The organism is Streptomyces sp. NPDC058646 (genome assembly GCF_042716875.1).
Lineage (GTDB): Bacteria > Actinomycetota > Actinomycetes > Streptomycetales > Streptomycetaceae > Streptomyces.
The window spans coordinates 169,081-186,644 of record NZ_JBHXRK010000005.1 but is presented as its reverse complement, the minus strand read 5'-3'; the positions used below and the strand labels follow the sequence as shown (position 1 = coordinate 186,644).

The 17,564-nt window shown below is 73.1% G+C and carries 14 protein-coding genes; 6 read left to right on the top strand and 8 right to left on the bottom strand.

Annotation, left to right across the window (positions count from 1 at the left end; genetic code table 11):
- Nucleotides 1-15: 15 nt before the first annotated feature.
- Complete coding sequence (locus tag ACFWUZ_RS08790; protein WP_384369359.1) at nucleotides 16-294, bottom strand: chaplin; 279 nt, start codon at nucleotides 292-294, stop codon at nucleotides 16-18.
- A gap of 237 nt (nucleotides 295-531) precedes the next feature.
- Between ACFWUZ_RS08790 and ACFWUZ_RS08785 the strand changes: the two genes are divergently transcribed.
- The gene (locus ACFWUZ_RS08785) at nucleotides 532-2,034 is read left to right on the top strand and encodes a carboxylesterase/lipase family protein (protein ID WP_384369356.1); all 1,503 of its coding nucleotides are present in this window, start codon (nucleotides 532-534) and stop codon (nucleotides 2,032-2,034) included.
- On the opposite strand, the gene ACFWUZ_RS08780 is transcribed toward ACFWUZ_RS08785, so the two are convergent.
- Both ACFWUZ_RS08780 and ACFWUZ_RS08775 read right to left on the bottom strand, forming a co-directional pair.
- Nucleotides 2,012-3,256: an alpha/beta hydrolase-fold protein gene (locus ACFWUZ_RS08780; protein WP_384369353.1), complete on the bottom strand. Its 1,245-nt coding sequence runs from the start codon at nucleotides 3,254-3,256 to the stop codon at nucleotides 2,012-2,014. The two genes, ACFWUZ_RS08785 and ACFWUZ_RS08780, sit on opposite strands and share 23 nt — an antisense overlap.
- A gap of 240 nt (nucleotides 3,257-3,496) precedes the next feature.
- Nucleotides 3,497-4,183 carry a GNAT family N-acetyltransferase gene (locus ACFWUZ_RS08775; RefSeq protein WP_384369350.1) on the bottom strand — a complete coding sequence of 229 codons (687 nt, stop codon included), beginning with the start codon at nucleotides 4,181-4,183 and terminating at the stop codon, nucleotides 3,497-3,499.
- A gap of 140 nt (nucleotides 4,184-4,323) precedes the next feature.
- Here ACFWUZ_RS08775 and ACFWUZ_RS08770 point away from each other — a divergent pair, with 140 nt between their 5' ends.
- Nucleotides 4,324-5,124 carry an alpha/beta fold hydrolase gene (locus ACFWUZ_RS08770; RefSeq protein WP_384369346.1) on the top strand — a complete coding sequence of 267 codons (801 nt, stop codon included), beginning with the start codon at nucleotides 4,324-4,326 and terminating at the stop codon, nucleotides 5,122-5,124.
- Nucleotides 5,125-5,248: 124 nt separating this feature from the next.
- Nucleotides 5,249-5,917, top strand: coding sequence for a (2Fe-2S)-binding protein (locus ACFWUZ_RS08765; RefSeq protein WP_384369343.1), 669 nt, complete (start codon nucleotides 5,249-5,251; stop codon nucleotides 5,915-5,917).
- 62 nt (nucleotides 5,918-5,979) lie between these two features.
- On the opposite strand, the gene ACFWUZ_RS08760 is transcribed toward ACFWUZ_RS08765, so the two are convergent.
- On the bottom strand, nucleotides 5,980-7,749 hold the full coding sequence (locus ACFWUZ_RS08760) for a S8 family serine peptidase (protein ID WP_384369686.1): 1,770 nt from the start codon (nucleotides 7,747-7,749) through the stop codon (nucleotides 5,980-5,982).
- Nucleotides 7,750-8,020: 271 nt separating this feature from the next.
- Nucleotides 8,021-9,424 carry a cation:dicarboxylate symporter family transporter gene (locus ACFWUZ_RS08755; RefSeq protein ID WP_384369340.1) on the bottom strand — a complete coding sequence of 468 codons (1,404 nt, stop codon included), beginning with the start codon at nucleotides 9,422-9,424 and terminating at the stop codon, nucleotides 8,021-8,023.
- Between the two features lie 104 nt (nucleotides 9,425-9,528).
- On the opposite strand from ACFWUZ_RS08755, the gene ACFWUZ_RS08750 reads away from it, so the two are divergent.
- Nucleotides 9,529-11,133, top strand: coding sequence for an ATP-binding protein (locus tag ACFWUZ_RS08750; RefSeq protein WP_384369337.1), 1,605 nt, complete (start codon nucleotides 9,529-9,531; stop codon nucleotides 11,131-11,133).
- Complete coding sequence (locus tag ACFWUZ_RS08745) at nucleotides 11,130-11,903, top strand: response regulator (protein ID WP_384369334.1); 774 nt, start codon at nucleotides 11,130-11,132, stop codon at nucleotides 11,901-11,903. The genes ACFWUZ_RS08750 and ACFWUZ_RS08745 overlap by 4 nt, the downstream gene beginning before the upstream one ends.
- Here ACFWUZ_RS08745 and ACFWUZ_RS08740 read toward each other — a convergent pair.
- Complete coding sequence (locus ACFWUZ_RS08740; RefSeq protein ID WP_384369331.1) at nucleotides 11,855-12,706, bottom strand: tyrosinase family protein; 852 nt, start codon at nucleotides 12,704-12,706, stop codon at nucleotides 11,855-11,857. The two genes, ACFWUZ_RS08745 and ACFWUZ_RS08740, sit on opposite strands and share 49 nt — an antisense overlap.
- A complete protein-coding gene (locus tag ACFWUZ_RS08735; RefSeq protein ID WP_384369328.1) occupies nucleotides 12,703-13,092 on the bottom strand; it encodes a tyrosinase cofactor in 390 nt (129 codons plus the stop codon). The genes ACFWUZ_RS08740 and ACFWUZ_RS08735 overlap by 4 nt, the downstream gene beginning before the upstream one ends.
- A 302-nt stretch (nucleotides 13,093-13,394) precedes the next feature.
- Between ACFWUZ_RS08735 and ACFWUZ_RS08730 the strand changes: the two genes are divergently transcribed.
- Nucleotides 13,395-14,786, top strand: a complete 1,392-nt coding sequence (locus ACFWUZ_RS08730) for a glutamate decarboxylase (protein ID WP_384369325.1) — start codon at nucleotides 13,395-13,397, stop codon at nucleotides 14,784-14,786.
- Between the two features lie 164 nt (nucleotides 14,787-14,950).
- Here ACFWUZ_RS08730 and ACFWUZ_RS08725 read toward each other — a convergent pair whose 3' ends face one another.
- Nucleotides 14,951-17,401, bottom strand: coding sequence for a Helicase associated domain protein (locus tag ACFWUZ_RS08725; RefSeq protein ID WP_384369322.1), 2,451 nt, complete (start codon nucleotides 17,399-17,401; stop codon nucleotides 14,951-14,953).
- Nucleotides 17,402-17,564 lie beyond the last annotated feature (163 nt).

The window sequence follows — 17,564 nt, the reverse complement described above, 5'->3', positions numbered from 1 at the left end:
TCGTACGGTCAGTGATCAGTGACCGTAGCCCTCGGTGTGGTGGTCGCCGCCGCCCGAGGCGTTGACGCAGGTGTTGCCGAACGCCGGGTTCAGCAGGGCGATCACGTTGACGGTGTTGCCGCAGACGTTGACCGGGACGTGGACCGGAACCTGGAGCAGGTTGCCCGACAGGACACCGGGGGAGCCGACAGCCGCACCCTGCGCTCCGGCATCGGCGACGGCCAGACCCGCACCGGCGGCCACGGCGGTACCGGTGACAGCGGTGATGGCGAATGCCTTCGCGATACGCGACATCAAGATCTCCTCGAGAGGTTATGGGGCGCCGCAGATTCTGCAGCATTTGACATGGCATACAACGCAGCAGTGGCCCTGGGGTCACGGCCCGTGCGCCGACCCGGTGACGGCACATCGCACCGACACCGTCCCGGGCCCCTCCCGGACGGGCCCGGGCGCGCCTTGTCAGCCGTGGGACGGCTGTGCGACGGTGCGCGCACGGCACGGGTGCCGGCGGACGGATCCAGGAGGAGACAGATGAGCGCAGCGGGCGGCGGCCGCCCCCGGGTCACGACCCGGTACGGCGTGGTCGAGGGGCGGACCGGCGCGGACGGGACCGCCGCCTTCCGGGGCATCCCCTACGCCGCACCGCCCGTCGGCGCCCTCCGCTTCGCCGCCCCCGCGCCCCCGGCCGCCTGGGACGGCGTACGCGACGCGGGCACCTACGGACCCACCGCGCCCAAGGTCCCCTACGCGGAGCCCTTCGCCTCCCTGCTGTCCGACCCGCAGATCCCCGGGGACGACTGCCTGAACCTCAACGTGTGGACCCCCGCCCCCGTCGGCGGGGAGACCTCCGGGGCCGGGCTGCCCGTCATGGTGTGGATCCACGGCGGGGCCCTCACCCGCGGCTCGTCGGCCGTGCCCGTCTACGACGGCTCGGCCTTCGCCCGCGACGGCGTCGTCCTCGTCTCCTTCAACTACCGCCTCGGAGTGCTCGGTTACGGGCTCTTCCCGGACGCCCCGGCCAACCGGGGCCTGCTGGACCAGATCGCCGCCCTGGCCTGGGTCCGGGACAACATCGGGGCCTTCGGCGGCGATCCGGCGCGCGTCACCGTCTTCGGGGAGTCCGCCGGAGCGATCAGCATCGGCGCCCTCCTCGCCGCCCCGCGTGCCGCCGGGCTGTTCGCCCGGGCCGTCCTGCAGAGCGGGGCCCCCGAGGTGCTGCCCCGGGACCGCGTCCGCACGACGGTCCGGCGGATGGCTTCGCTGCTCACCGTGGAAGCCACTGCCGAGGCCTTCGGCGCGGTCGGCCTGCCCGCCCTGCTCGCCGCCCAGGCGGCCGTGCTGCGCCGGTCCGGCCCGCTGCTCGGCACGGCCGCCTTCGGCCTGGTCACCGACCCCGACACCCTCCCGTACGACCCGCTCGACGCCCTCGCCGGCCCCGGGGCCCCTGAGGCGTCGGCCGATGTCCCGCTGCTGCTGGGCTGGACCGCGCAGGAGCACAGGCTCTGGCTCGCCCCCACCGGCTCCATGCGTCTGCTGGACCGGCTGGGCCCGCTCACGGTGGCCCTCGCACGCCTGCGCAGCGGCAAGGGCCGGGACGCCGTACGGGCCCTGCGGGCCGGACTGCCCGGTGCGGGCCCGGCCGAGATCGCCGGCTCCCTCCTCGCCGACCGGCTGCTGCGCGATCCGCTGCGCCGGCTCGCCGGAGCCCGGCGGACGGCGCCGAGCTTCGTCTACGAGTTCGCCTGGCCCTCCGGCATCCCCGGTCTCGGCGCCTGCCACGCCCTGGAGCTGGGCTTCGTCTTCGACACCCTCGGAGTCCCGGAGACCGCGTGGCTGGCGGGACCGGACGCCCCGCAGGCGCTGGCCGGGGAGATGCACGCGGCCTGGGTGGCCTTCGCCGTGACCGGCGACCCTGGATGGGAGCCGTGGAAGGGCGACGGCCCACCGAAGGTGTTCGGCGGGCCGGAGCGGGAGCAGGGGAGGGGCGAGGGGGAGGTGAGCGCGTCGTCCGCTACTCGACGGGCCCTTCCATGACCTTGCTGATGAACTGGATCGGGCCCTCGCCCATGTTCGGCACGTAGGTCTTGGCGTTGTGCTGGCCGCCCTTGATGACCCTCAGGTCGGTGTGGACGGGGCCCTTGTTGCCGAAGGTCGCGATGAACTTCTGCACGTCCGGCAAGGTCTTCTTGTTGTTCTCGCTGTCCCCGACCTGGAAGGCCAGGTACACGTCCGGGCCCTTGCGGTCGATGAGCTGCTTCGCGAGGACCTCCGGATTGTTCTCGGCCTTCTCCTTGTCGTGTCCCTTCCAGAGGGAGGAGTCCGGGACGATGTCCGGGCCGGAGGCGATCACGGCCTTGAACTTGTCCGGGTGCTTGAGCACGGCCTTCAGACCCGCGAAGCCGCCGGTGGAGGAGCCCATGAAGGCCCAGCCGTCACGGGACTTGACGGTGCGGAAGTTCGCCTTCATCAGGTCCGGGACGTCCTCCGTCAGCCAGGTCCCCATCTTCGGCTGATCGGGTATGTCGGAGCCGTCCCAGTACACGCCCTTGTCGTCCGGCCCCGGGTTGAGCACCGGCATCGCCAGGATGAAGGGCTTGCTCTTGCCCTCGGCGTACCACTTGCTGATGCTCGTCTGGAGGCCCAGGTCGGTGCCCATCCAGTAGTTGCTGGGGTAACCGGCGCCGCCCGGCAGCGCGATCATGACGGGGAAGCCGCTCTGCGCGAACTTCGGATCGTCGTACTCCTTGGGAGCCCAGACCCACACCTTGCCCTTGAAGCCGGACTTCTTGCCGTCCAGCGTGGTGACGGCGACGTGCGTGCCGTCGGGGAGGGTCATCGCATTCTTGAACTCGGCCGTCGGGCCGGTGGGCATCAGCATCTTGGAACTCGACGGCTGCTGGGCCTCGCCCGGCTTGCCCGCGCCGCCGGCCGCCGGCTTCCCGAAGGAGACCGCCGTGCCCTTGTCGGTGAAGGGGGGTATCTCGAAGTGGTTCAGCACGAGCGCCGCGACCCCCGCGAGCGCGAGGACGGCGCCCCCCGCGACCACCCAGCGGCGCACCAGGGACCTGCGCGGGCGCTCCGGCCCGGGCGGCTCCTCCCCGTACCGCGGCTCCTCCTCGTACGGCGCCCCGGGAACCCCGTACGGCTGCTGCTGCCCGCCCCGGGCACCGTACGGCTGTCCGCCGTGGGGCGGTTGCGGCTGCTGTCCTTCCGGCCGGTACGGCTGGTACTGCTGCCCGTCTGGTGCGTGCGACATGTGCGGTGGCTCTCCGGCTGGTGCTGCCCCGGTGGGGCGGGTGGTCTGGGGTGCGCGATCCTTCCGTTCGAAGGATGAACGGACGGAAGGCAGGGTTCCCCACTTTTCCTTTTCTTGGGGTGCCCTAGGGAAGACCGTTGCCCCTGCACGGCGGCGGCCCCCGCCGCGGTCGGCCTCGGCGGAGGACGACCGCGGCGGGGGCCGCGGGAGCAGGACCGTCACGGCCGGGAGCGGACGGGGTCAGGCGGGGACCAGGGTCCGCCGGCGCCGCTTGCGCTGGGCGGCGGCCGACAGCCTCAGCTCGATGATCGACCGTACGGCCGGCCACTCCTCGTCGAGGACCGAGTAGAAGGCGGTACTGCGGACCGCGCCGTCCAGCCCCCGCGAATGGGCCCGGCGGACCCCCTCGCTGGTGAAGCCCAGCCGTTCCATCGCAGCCCGGGACCGTCCGTTGCGGGCGTCCGCGCGCAGGGAGATGCGCCGCACCCCCCAGGTCTCGAAGGCATGGCGGAGCATGAGCAGCTTCGCCTCGGTGTTGATGCCGGTTCCCTGGGCGCCCGGGGACAGCCAGGTGTTGCCGATCTCGGCGGCATCGGGGACCGCAGTCGCCGGATCGCCGAACGGGACCCCGGGCACGGCGGGCCACACCAGCGGCCCCTGCCAGTAGTCGAGCTCCAGGAACCGGGTCGAACCGACGACCCGGCCGTCGGTGGCTCTGACCACCGCGAACGGGACCGAGCGACCCGCCGCCTGATCGGCGAGGGCACGGTCGATGTACTCGTGGGACGCCTGCACGCCGTGGGGTACGGGAGTGAAGGCGTAAGTCGTACGATCCTCGGCCCCGGCCACGGCCAGGGCCTCGGTGTGGTGGGGGGCGAGGGGCTCAAGCCGCACGGTGCGGCCGGCGAGGAGTACGGGTACGGGCACGGAGCCTTCGGTCCTTCTGGGCGGTGGGGTGGTTGCACAGTCTGCGTTTCTGACGTCGCCCCCCGTGCAAAACACGGGTGAAAGGCAACGGGCGGTCAGGTGAACGCGAGTGGCTCAATGTAGCCCCTTAGGGTCCTCTCATGAACCCCTCATTCGGCAATGACGCGCCAGTGATTTTCGACGACTTGGGTCCCCGTGACGGGGTGCCCGTAATCCTGATCCACGGACATCCGTTCAACCGCACGATGTGGTCCCCCCAGACGGCCGCCCTGGTGGCTGCCGGCTACCGAGTGATAGCCCCTGACCTGCGCGGATACGGGGAGAGTCCGGTGAGCCCGGGGGTTTTGCGACTGTCCGGTTTCGCGGACGATCTCGCCGCCCTCCTCGACCTGCTGGGCATCGGACAAGCGGTCGTGGGCGGCGTGTCCATGGGAGGGCAGATCGCCATGGAGATGAGGCTGCGCCACCCGGGTCGGGTCCGTGCCCTCGTCCTCTCCGACACCTCTCCCGTTCCGGAGAGCGAGGAGGGCAGGACATTCCGCCACGCGGTCGCCGAACGGCTCCTCGCCGAGGGCATGGCGCCCTATGCCGACGAGGTGATCGACAAGATGCTGGCGCCCTACAACGTGACCGGCATGCCGGAGGTCGCGGCCCGCGTCGGCGCCATGATGCGGGCCACCGACCCGGAGGGCGCCGCCGCCGCACTGCGCGGACGCGCCGAGCGCCCCGACTACCGGCCGGTCCTCGCCCGGGCCACCGAGCCCTGCCTGGTGCTGGTCGGGGCGGACGACGTCTACACCCCGGTCGCCGAGGCCGAGGCCCTGCACGCGCTGATGCCGCACTCGGTGCTCACGGTCATCGAGGGGGCAGGCCACCTGCCGGGGGTGGAGCAGCCGGAAGCCTTCAACCGGGTGCTGCTGGACTTCCTCGCCCGCCTCTGAGGGCGGGGCGCCGGCGGGTCCGGCGCCCGCTGCGGTGCGGGGGCGGCCGGCGGAGGGCGGACCGGACGGGTCCGACTCCGAGGTCGCCGCCTCCTCCCCGGCGGGCGGCTGAGATCATCCGGGGATGGACGAGGTACTGCGCACACTGGCCGCGGTGGGCCCCTTCTTCGCCGTGCCGTACGGGAGGGAGCCGCCCGGCCCCGGATTCCGGCCGCTGGCCGACCTCTACGGGGACGGGCTCGGCCCGTACGTGGCCGAGGTCGGCAGGCGGATCGGCAGCGGACCGGACCGGGCGGCCGCCTCGACGGCGCAGTTCGGGATCGCCTCGCGACTGTGGTCGATCGGGCTCGGGTGCGTGGCCCTGGCCGGGCGGGTACCGGACCTGGACCCGGACCGTGTCCGGTGGCGGCTGCCCGGTGCGGGTTCGCTGGAGCTGTGGCTCCCGGAGGCCGTGGCGCTGCCCGCGCAGTCCCTGGGCGCGACCGTCCTCGGGAACCTGGCCGTGTTCGACGCGCGGCTGCGGGAGGAGTTCGGGGTGTCGCCCAAGGTGCTGCGCGGCAATGCCGCGTCCGGACTCGTCGGGGCGCTGCGGGTGCTGACCGACCGGGTCGAGGGTGATGCGGCGGTGCGGGCGGCGGCCGCCCTGCTGACCGACGACGGCCCCCTGGCCGGGACCGGCACCTTCGTCCACGAGCCGGGGCTCGGAGTGGCCTTCGTACGGCGCAGCTGCTGCCTCTACTACCGGGTGCCCGGCGGAGGTTACTGCGGGGACTGCGTACTGCGGACCCGCTGACGGCACGGGGCCACCGGGGAGCGGACGCTCCCCGGTGGCCCCGCGAGGTCGTGCCGGACGTCCTAGAAGGTCAGGTTCCAGGAGTCGATCTTGCCGGTGTCGCCACCCGCGTTGTCGTTCACGCGGAGCTTCCAGGTGCCGTTCGCGACCTCGGAGGAGGCGTTGACGGTGAAGACCCGGTTGATGTTGTCGGCACTGCCACCGGCCCGGTTGTGCACGGTGTACGCGGTGCCGTCGGGGGCGATCAGGTCGACCTTCAGGTCACCGGTGTAGGTGTGCACGATGTTCACGCCCACCTTGAGGGTGGCCGGGGCGTTGCCGGTCACCCCGCTGACGGCGATCGGGCTCTCCACGGTGGTGTTGTCGCCGATGGCGAAGTCACCGGCGTTCTCGAAGTACTTGCCGGGGGGCGGGGTGGCGCCGACGGCCTTGAGGGCGTCGACCTGGCCCTCGCCGAAGAAGCCGTTCTTGGCGGTGGTGCCCTTGCACCGGCTGTCCGACGGGCAGGCGACGTCGTTGGCCTGGGTGGCCAGCTTGTCGCGCAGCTGCGCCGGGGTGATGCCCGGGTTGGTGCTCGCCAGCAGCGCGGCCACACCGGCCACGTGCGGAGAGGCCATGGACGTGCCGCTCATGCTGCCGTACTTGCCGCCGGGCAGGGTGCTGTAGATGCCGGTGGCGTCGCCGCCCGGGGCGGTGATGTCGACGACGTTGAGGCCGTAGTTGGAGTACGAGGCCTTGGCCGTGGTGCCCATCGCCGAGACCGTGACCACGCCCGGGAGCTCGGTCGGGATGTCCAGGCAGGCGTTGGTGATGGTGCGGGTGACCGGGGTCGAGTCGTTCGGGCTCTCGGTGTCGGTCGTCTTGTTGGCCAGGTCCAGGTTGGAGTTGCCGGCTGCCGCGACCTGCAGCGAACCCTTGCTCTCCGCGTACTCCTGGGCGCGCTTGACGCCCTCGATGATCGCGGCCTGGTCGGCGTTGTCCGGGCAGTTGAACTGCCACGGGTCGGTGTAATAGCTGTTGTTGGTGACCTGGAAGCCGTGGTCACCGGCCCACATGAAGCCGCAGACGGTGTTCTCGGCGAAGAAGAGCGAGGAACCGGGCTCCGCGATGCGGACCGAGGAGATCTTCACGCCCGGGGCCACGCCGATGACGCCCTTGCCGTTCTTGGCGGCGGCGACCGTACCGGCCACGTGCGTGCCGTGGGTGCCCACGTCACGCCAGGAGCCGGCGCGGGTGTCCGCCTTGCCGTACGCGCAGGAAGCGGAGTCCGCCGCGTTGAAGTTGGGTGCCAGGTCCTGGTGCTGGTCGTCCACACCGGTGTCCAGGATGCCCACCTTGACGCCGGCCGAGCCGGTGGTGACGGCCCAGGCCTGGTCGGCCTTGATCTGGGTCATGTCGACGCGTACCGGCTCGCCCGAGGGAGTCGTGGACTGCGAGGGGTTGGCCGGCAGTGCCGGGTTGTAGGCATCCGCCGGGACGTCCGAGGTGCGGGTGGCACCGACCTGCTGGACGCCGCTGACACCGCGCATGGTGGTGGCGAAGGAGCCGGACGCCGAGTGGGCGACGATCACGCCGATCGCGTCGTAGTGGGCGAAGACCGTGCCGCCGTTGGCGGCGACCGCGGAGCGCACCGCCGAGGTGTCACCCGCAGCGGTGATCACGAGGTAGGCGCGGGTGCCGGCAACCCAGGTCGCACTCTGGGAAGTCGGCGCCGCGGCCTGGGCCGGAGCGGCGGGAGCCGGGGCCGGCGCGGAGGGGGAGACCGGGGCGGTGCCGGCGAGCGCGGCGGGAGCCCCGAGGGTCAGTGCGGCGCCGAGTGCGGCGGCCAGCACCAGGGTGCGTCGAGGCCGGCTGGATATGTGGGGTATCAATGCGTCCTCCGATGACCCGGTGGGTCGCACCTACCGGGCCTTACGAAACGAGTGGTGGACGCAAGATGTCAGACGCGGACCCCGCTGCGGAAGTACCTTTTACAACCCGGGGGTTCGTTTATCGGTGGCCGGGAACCGAGTATGGGTGAGATGTGCGGGTGTGTGCCGGGTCCGGCCGGGCTGGGCACCGTGGGGGCGAGTCCTGCCCGGCCGGACCGTGCGGGCGTACGGGCTAGACCCGTGCGCCGTCCTTGTCGCCGCCCGGCTGGAAGGGCACGGCCTCGGTCTTCTGCGCGCCGCCGGGGGCGGAGCCCGTGGCGGGATCGTCGCCGTGGACGTCGCCGTGGTGGTCGTCGACCAGCGTCGTCTCGTCGAACGGAAGGCGTCCCGCGAGGACTTCGGTGGCCCGCTGGTGATCGAACTCCTTCGTCCACGTCCCGATGAGCACCGTCGCGACCGCATTGCCCGCGAAATTCGTCAGGGCGCGGGCCTCGCTCATGAACCGGTCGATCCCGACGATCAGGCCGACGCCGTCCACGAGTTCGGGCCGGTGGGACTGGAGGCCCCCGGCGAGGGTGGCCAGCCCGGCACCCGTCACCCCGGCGGCACCCTTCGAGGCGATGATCATAAAGAGCAGCAGCGAGATCTGCTCCCCGAGCGTGAGCGGCGTACCCATGGCCTCCGCCACGAACAGCGAGGACATCGTCAGGTAGATCGCCGTCCCGTCGAGGTTGAAGGAGTAGCCCGTGGGCACGGTGATGCCGGTGACCGGGCGCGAGACCCCGAGGTGCTCCATCTTCGCGATCAGCCGGGGCAGCGCCGACTCCGACGAGGACGTGGACAGGATCAGCAGGAACTCCCGGCCCAGGTAGCGCAGCAGCGCGAACACGCTGACGCCCGTGCACACCCGCAGCAGGGTGCCCAGGACCACGAAGACGAACAGCAGACAGGTCGTGTAGAAACCGATCATGATGACGGCGAGGGACTTCAGCGCGTCGAGTCCGGTCGCCCCGACCACCGCGGCGATCGCCCCGAACGCGCCCACCGGCGCCACCCACATGATCATCGCCAGCACCCGGAACACCAGCTTCTGCACGTGCCCGATCCCGCGCAGCAGCGGCTCGCCGGCCCTGCCCATGGCCTGGAGCGCAAACCCGCACAGCAGCGCCACGAGCAGCGTCTGCAGCACCTCGCCCCCGGTGAAGGCGGACACCAAGGTGGTCGGGATGATCCCGAGCAGGAACTCGGGCGTGCTCTCCGCCCCGCCCGCCTTGGCCTGCGCCTCGCCCGCGCTGCGTGCGGCCTCCGTCAGGTGCAGCCCGCTGCCGGGCTCCAGCAGGTTCCCCACCAGCAGGCCGATCGCCAGCGCCACCGTGGACATCAGCATGAAGTAACCCAGCGCGAGCCCGCCCACCGCACCCACCTTGGCGGCCTTGCGGACCGAGCCGATGCCCAGCACGATCGTGCAGAAGATCACGGGGGAGATCATCATCTTGATGAGGTTCACGAAGCCCGTGCCCAGCGGCTTGAGCTCCACGGCCACACCGGGGGCGGCGAAGCCGACGGCGATGCCGAGGAGCACCGCGGCGATCACCGCGATGTAAAGGTAATGCGTTCTGTCGCGTCTGGCGGCCACGATGCCTCCTGGTGGTGAATACGTTCGGGGAGACCATCGCCCAGCCTGTGACCCCGGTCACCCTTGCGTTCATTGAGTTCACGGCCCGGGGCACACTGAGCGCCATGTTCCGTTTGCCCCGCCCGCCGCGCAGCCTCGCCGGCCAGCTCTTCGCCATGCAGGTGCTGCTGGTCGCCGTGGTCGTCGCCGGATGCGCCGTCTTCGCGTACGCGACCGCGCGCGGCCAGGCCGAGGACGCCGCCCGGCGCCAGGCCGGGGCCGTGGCCCGGGCCGTCGCCGACTCCCCGTCGGTCCAGGAGGCCGTACGGGGGGCCGCGCGCGGCACCGACCCCTCGTCGGCGCTCCAGCCGTACGCGGAGCGGGTGCGCGTCGACGCGGGGGTGGACTTCGTCACGATCATGGACCCGGCCGGGCGGCGCTGGACCCACCCCGACCCCCGCCGGATCGGGGAGCCCTTCCTGGGCAACACGGCACCCGCACTCCGCGGCCAGACCTTCAGCGAGACCTACACGGGCACCCTCGGCCCCTCGATCCGGGTGGTCACCCCGCTCACCGACCGGGGCCGGGTGGTCGGCATGGTCAGCGCGGGCATCACCGTACGCGCCGTCAGCGCCCGCCTCGCCGCCCAGCTCTCCGCCCTCGCCTGGGTGGCGGCCGGCGCCCTCGCCCTCGGTGGCCTGGGCACGTACGTGGTCAACGCCCGGCTGCGCCGGCACACCCACGGCATGAACGCGGCCGAGCTGAGCCGCATGTACGACTACCACCAGGCCGCCCTGCACGGCGTCCGCGAGGGCCTGCTCATGCTCGACGGACAGCGCAGGATCACCCTGATCAACGACGCCGGGCGGGAGCTGCTCGGGCTGCGGAGCGGGATGACGGGCACCTCCGTCGCCGACCTGGGACTGCCCGCGCCGATCACCGGCGCCTTGCTCGCCGACCGGCCCCGGACGGACGAGGTGCACCTCACCGCGGACCGGGTGCTCGTCGTCAACAGCTCGCCCGTCGCCGGCGGCGGCCGCCGCGGCACCGTGGTCACCTTGCGCGACCACACCGAACTCCAGGCGCTCACCGGCGAGCTGGACCATGAGCGCGGGTTCACCCAGGCGCTGCGCTCCCAGGCCCACGAGGCGGCCAACCGGCTGCACACCGTGGTCTCCCTCATCGAGCTCGGCCGGGCCGGGGAGGCGGTGGACTTCGCCACCGCCGAACTGGAACTCGCCCAGGCCCTCACCGACGAGGTGGTCACGGCGGTGGGGGAGCCGGTCCTGGTGGCCCTCCTGCTCGGCAAGGCCGCGCAGGCGCACGAACGCGGGGTCGAACTGGTCGTCACCCCGGACAGCAGCGCCGTCGACGGCGCGCCCGGCATCCCGCCCGCCCGGGACCTCGTGACCGTGCTCGGCAACCTCGTCGACAACGCCGTCGAGGCCCTCACCGGGGTCCCGGGCGGGCGGATCGCCGTCACCGTGCGGCCCGACGGCGGCGAGCTGCTGCTGCGCGTCGCCGACAACGGTCCCGGGCTGCCGGAAGGGGCCGCGGCCGACGTGTTCCGGCGGGGCTGGTCGGGGAAGGGGGAGGGGCGGGGCCTGGGTCTCGCTCTGGTCCGGCAGGTGGCCCAGCGGCACGGCGGCAGCGTGTGCGCCGGGGAAGTGCCGGGCGGGGGCGCCGAGTTCACCGTACGACTGCCGCTGGCTCGGGAGGTCCGCGCATGAACGCCACGGGCAGGACGGGACCGGCGGGCACGGCCGGCCGCGGGGCGGCGGAGGGTGACGGGGCCGGGGCGCCCGGGGTGCGGGTGCTGGTGGTGGAGGACGACCCGGTCGCCGCCGCCGCGCACGCGCTGTACATCGGACGGGTGCCCGGCTTCACCGCCGTCGCCGTCGTCCACTCGCTCGCCGAGGCCACCCGGGCCCTGGAGCGGACCCGGGTGGACCTGCTGCTGCTCGACCTCGGCCTGCCCGACGGGCACGGCCTGCGCTTCGCGCGCGGGCTGCGGGCCGCCGGTCACCCCGTGGACGTGATCGTGGTGACCTCGGCGCGGGATCTGGCCGTGGTCCGCGAAAGCGTCTCCCTCGGCGTGGTCCAGTACGTGCTGAAGCCCTTCGCCTTCCCGACCCTGCGCGAACGCCTGCTGCGCTACGCCGAGTTCCGTGGTGCGGCGGGCGAGGCGGCCGGGCAGGACGACGTGGACCGGGCGATGGCCGCGCTGCGGGCGCCGGGCCCCGCGGAGCTGCCCAAGGGGCTGAGCGCGCCCACCCTGGACCGGGTCGCCGCGCTGCTGCGGGCGGCCCCCGAGGGGCTGACCGCGGCGGGGGCGGCCGAGGCGGCCGGCACCTCCCGCATCACCGCCCGCCGCTACCTGGAGCACCTGGTGGACACGGGGCGGGCCGACCGGACCCCCCGGTACGGTCAGGTCGGCCGCCCCGAACTGCACTACCGCTGGCTGGCGGGGGCCGCGGCGGGCTCGGTGTCGAAGGTGTAGAACTTCCGGTGGTCCAGCATGTCCGCCGGGGTCACGTCGTTCCACGGCCGCATCGTGTCGTTCAGGTCCACCACGTTCGCGGTGCCCGCGCCGGGCAGGTACGTGGACTGCGGGTGCCGTGCCTGCCAGTCGGCCCACAGCTTGTCGACGAAGGCGTGGTGCATCCAGAACACCGGGTCGTTGGGGGAGACCCCCGTCGACATCTGGCCGCCGACCCAGACGTGCACCCGGTTGTGCAGGTTGGCGCCGCGCCAGCCCTCCAGGTGGTTGCGGAAGCCGTTCGAGGAGCTGTTCCAGGGGGCCATGTCGTAGACCGGCATGGCGAGTACGGCGTCCACCTCGGCCTTGGTCGGCAGCTGGGCCACGCCGGAGCCGAGGGCGCGCCGCAGGTACGGGCGCCCGTCCACCCGTACGGCTATGTCCCACTTCCCCGTCGCGTACGCGAAGGGCCCGTCGAGGACCTGCCCGTCGCGGGCCCGGCCGGTACCGCCGAGGAAGTCGGGGGCCCAGAGCGAGGAGCGGGCGGTGCGGTCCACCGTCCAGTCCCAGTAGGGGAGCGCCACGCTCGCGTCCACTTTCTGCAGCGCCGCCTCGAACTCCAGCAGGAAGCGCCGGTGCCAGGGCAGGAACGACGGGGATCTGTGCCCGACCCGGTCCCCTGCATCGGTGTCGGCCATGATGAAGCCGTTGTGGGTGGTGACGAAGCGGTCGTAGCTGCCGGTGCGCTTGAGCTCCAGCAGGGCCGCGGTGAAGGCGCGCTTCTCCTCGGGCGTGAGCGAGGCCTGGTTCTTGCGGACGGTCATGCCGGGTCTCCGAACGGGACGAGGGCGGCGCCCTGGAGGTCGCGGACCGCGGCGCGGGCGAGCGAGGCCGGGTCGGAGTAGGTCTCGTAGTGGTTGATCACGCTGATCCAGCTGCCGTCGGCGTTGCGCATGACGTGCAGTTCGCGCCCGTCTATCCGCACGCTGGGCAGGCCGGGGGCGTGGTGTCCGCCGTGGTGACCGCCCGCTCCGGGGGTGATCTGGATGCGGCGGCCCTGGTAGACCTCGTCGACGGTGCGGGCGGCGCCGAAGGCGGCGGGCGTGGACGCGGGGCGGGTGGCTGCCGTCGCGGCGGCAGCGGTGAGACCGAGTGCGGTGAGTGCGCCGGCGGTGGCGCCTAAGGCCTGACGGCGGGTGATCTTGTTCATGGCCCGAGAGGTATCAGGACGGGGGAGACAGGCGGCCGGTATCTGGACATCTGCCGATAAGTTGCCCGTAAAACCAGTTGGATGATCTTCCCGTCCGAGCCGGATCCAACGGCCCGGACGGGAAGATCTGCGGATCAAAGGCTACTGGACGGTAATTTCTGCGGCGACCCGGGGAGGGTATGGAAGGGGTCACACCGCAGAGACGGCCGGAAGCGGTGGTGCCGAGCGGGTCCGCCGGGCCGGGGCGGCCCGCCCCGGGTGACCTCCGCCGGGATCGTCTGTTTCTTCCCTATAGTCCCGATATGGCTCTTCATGAGACGAAGGACACCGGCGCCCCCGATGCCGACACGGACGTGTTCGCATCCGCCCTGAGCGGCCAGATCCTTCCCAAGTACCGGATGCCGGACGACCACTCGTCGACCGAGGTGGTCTACGAACTGCTCCACAACGAGCTCCTCCTCGACGGCAACGCCGCCCAGAACCTGGCCACCTTCTGCACCACCTGGTCGGACGACGGCGTGCACCGCCTGATGAACGAGTGCCTCGACAAGAACATGATCGACAAGGACGAGTACCCGCAGACCGCCGAGATCGAGGCCCGCTGCGTCAACATCCTGGCCGACCTGTGGAACGCCCCGCCGGGCACCGCGGCCACCGGCTGCTCCACCACCGGCTCCAGCGAAGCCGCCATGCTCGGCGGCCTGGCCCTCAAATGGCGCTGGCGCGCCCGCCGCCGCGCCGAAGGCCGTTCCACGGACCGGCCCAACCTGGTCTGCGGGCCGGTCCAGATCTGCTGGGAGAAGTTCGCCCGCTACTTCGACGTCGAGCTGCGCCAGGTGCCGCTGGAGGACGGCGCCACCGGACTGCGGCCCCACCAGCTCTCCGCGTACGTCGACGAGAACACCATCGGCGTCGTCGCCATCCTCGGCGTCACCTACACCTGCGACTACGAGCCCGTGGCCGCGATCTCCACCGAACTCGACCGCATCCACGCCGAACACGGCTGGGACATCCCCATCCACGTGGACGGCGCCAGCGGCGCCTTCGTGGCACCCTTCCTCCACCCCGACGTGGTGTGGGACTTCCGGCTGCCGCGCGTCGCCTCCGTCAACACCTCCGGCCACAAGTACGGGCTCGCACCCCTCGGCGTCGGCTGGATCGTGTGGCGCACTGCCGACCTGCTGCCGGCGGACCTCGTCTTCGACGTGGACTACCTGGGCGGCGACATGCCGACCTTCGCCCTCAACTTCTCCCGGCCCGGCGGCGAGGTCATCGCCCAGTACTACCTCTTCCTGCGTCTGGGCCGGGGCGGCTACCGGCGCGTGCAGGAGGCGTGCGCCGAGACCGCCCAGTACCTCGCCCAGGAGATCGCCGACATGGGCCCCTTCACCCTCCTGTACGACGGCCGGGGCGCCCTCCCCGCGGTCTCCTACACCCTCAGCGACCCCGCCGGAGCGGGGTTCAGCCTCTACGACCTCTCCGACCGGCTGCGGATGAGGGGCTGGCAGGTGCCCTCGTACCCGCTGCCTGCCGACCGCCAGGAGACCGTCATCCAGCGGGTCCTCGTCCGGCACGGGGTGACCCGCGATCAGATCGCCCTGCTCGTCACCGACCTGCGCCGTGCGGTGGAGCACCTGCGGACGGCGCCCCCGCCGGTCCCGGCCGCCGCACCCCGCTCCGGCTTCCACCACTGACCGACGGGCTCCGCCCCCGCGGCCGTGACCGGACATTCGCCGCCCCGGCAGGGGTGTCCGGCAGCCCGCCTCCCCGCCCGCCCGCGCCTGCTCCGGTCCGCCCCTTCCGATCCAGGCCCTGTCGTCACAGTGGCGCGGGCCAGGCGCCACTTCGACGACAGGGCCTAGGGGCTCCCGGCCCCGCCCGGCAGCCGGGGCGTCGGCCACTGCATCCCCAGGGCCGTCAGGGCCTCGACCCGGTCCGGCGTGAGGGAACGCGCCCGCGCACGCTGGTTGGCGATCCAGGACCCGAGGCGCAGCTCCCGGCCGCCGACCCGCTCCACGTGCGCGCGCGGGACCCGCAGGTGCTTCTCGCGGGAACGGAACTGCCGGGCCGCCTCCAGGTGCTCGGCCCAGGCGGTGGCATGGCCGCGGCGCGGCCGCGTCCGCTCCGCCCCGGCCCCGGGGGTCAGCCCGAGGGCGTGCTCCAGGAGCCAGCGCTGGGCCCAGGACAGCCGTTCCCAGGACGAGGCCTGCCCCCGGGCCCACACGCCCAGGTCCTGGCCCTGCACCACCACCTCCCCGGGGCCGAGCGGGAGCCGCCCGCCCCCGTCGAGGTGGACCCGCAGCAGGTGGAAGGCGCGCTGCCAGGCGATGTCCCAGGCCGGGCACCAGGAGGGATCGACGGCGTCGAGGGCCTCGCGGCGCTCCGCCGGGAGTGCCCCGGGCCCCTCGCGGCGGGCGGCGGCCCGCTGGTTCTTCACCCAGACTCCGACGGGCGCGCCGTTCCAGGTCGCCTCGACCGGCGGCAGGAGGTGCCCGTGTTCCGCCGCCCAGGCGCGGGCCGCTGCCAGCCCTTCCTCGAAGGCCACGTCGAAGTGGCTCCACACCATGCCGAGTTCGTCGAGCTGTGCCACCCGCTCCCGGCCGAGCGCGCCCCGCCGATGGGTGCGCCGCGCGTCCGCGATCCACTGCCCGAGCGGGAACCGGGCCGACCCGGGCGGCCACTCCTCGCCGCCCGCCGGGACCCTGTAGGCGAAGGGCACCTTCAGGTCCCCGGCCCGTGCGGCGTAGATCCGGGCCGCCTCCACCCCGCGCCGCCAGTGCTCGCGCTCCGGGTGCAGGACCCGCAGCCGGATGAAGGCGGCCAGCTGCGCCGGGTCCCTGGGCGTGGAGAAGCCGAGCAGGGACCGCGCCCCGCCCGACACCCCGGAGGCGGCGGGGGAGGCCGGGCCCGGGCGGCTCGGCGCCTGCGGCTGGGCCAGGGACTCCACCAGGCGGGTGTCGTGCGCCCGCAGCGCCTCCAGCAGCCGCGCCAGGTCCCCGTACGCCCGCGAGGTCAGCATCGTCTCGGGGGTCTCGCCGGGCCCCAGCAGCACCGGCACCACCAGCGAGGCGACCTTCCCCTCCCCGGGCCGGATCCGCAGCGCCCGCCCCACGGCCTGGACCAGGTCGGGCATGGATCCCCGCAGGTCGGCCCAGAAGACCGAGTCGCACTCCTTGGTGTCCACCCCCTCGCCCAGCACCCGGACACTGCCCAGGAAGGCCTTGTCCGCGATCCTGCCGTCGGCGGTCCGGCCCTCCGCGAAGGCGTCCAGCACCCGGCGCCGGTGAGCCGCCGTGTGCTGCCCGTACAGCCAGTCCGTCCACACGGTGCGCGGATACGCCGGCCGCGCGGACCTGCTCGTGAGCCGCAGCCGCTCCGCCACCGCCGGCAACCCGGCGGCGAAGGCCTCGGCTTCCCTGGTGAGGTGATGGAAGACGAGCGTCCGCCGGAATCCCTGCTCGGCCGCCGCCTTCACCAGCGCCGTCTGGAGCGCGGCCAGCCGTGCCCCGCGCACCGCGTCCGAGCGGCCGTCGCCGCCCAGCAGCACCGCCGCCTGGAAACCCGGGTCGGTGACGTCCACGCACACCACCCGGTACGGGGCACAGATCCCGCGGTCGATGGCCTCCGACAGGGACAGCGTGTAGCAGCGGGCGCCGAACGGGCCCCGCGGATCGTCCTCCATGGAGGCCACCAGCTCGCCGTGTCCGGCAGGACGGCCTCCCTCGTCCTCCTCGCCGTCCTGCCAGACCCGGGGCGTGGCCGTCAGGTACAGCCGCCGGACGGCCGGGATGCGCGCGTTGTCGTGCACCACCGCCCACGGCTTGCCGATCCGCCCGGACGTCCGGTGCGCCTCGTCCACCACGATCAGGTCCCAGCCGGGCAGCCCGGCGAGGTGCGCGCGTTCGACGGTGCCCAGGCCGAGCGAGGCGTACGTGGCGAACACCGTCACCCGGTCCCCGGGGAGGCGGCCCCAGCGGGCCAGTTCGGCCGGATCGGTCGTGGTGGGCGCGCCCGCGTCCTTCTCGGCCAGCGAGCACACGGCGAGGTACCGGCCGGACCGGCCGCCCTCCCGCCAGACCCCGGCGGTCTGCGCGAGCAGGTCCAGCGAGGGCACCAGCACCAGCACCCGCCCGGCCTTCAGCTCCTCGGCCGACCCGACGGCGACCAGGGACTTCCCGGAGCCCGTGGCCATGATCACCTGGGTGCGCAGACCGGCCTCGGGCACCCGGCCCCCGGCGGGCAGCTCCAGGGCCCGCACCACCGCGTCGACGGCCTCGCGCTGGTGCCGGCGGAGCTGCTTCTTCACCATGTCCTCGTCCCCGCCACTCCCGCAGCCCTCGCGGAACCACCCGTGTGATCAGGCCGTTCCGCTCCAGCCTCTATCCCGATCCCATTCTGACGCACGGGGGCGGTCGTGTCGGGTACCGGCGCGGCCCTGCCCCTCGACGCGGGGGCGGGCCCGCCGGAGGCGA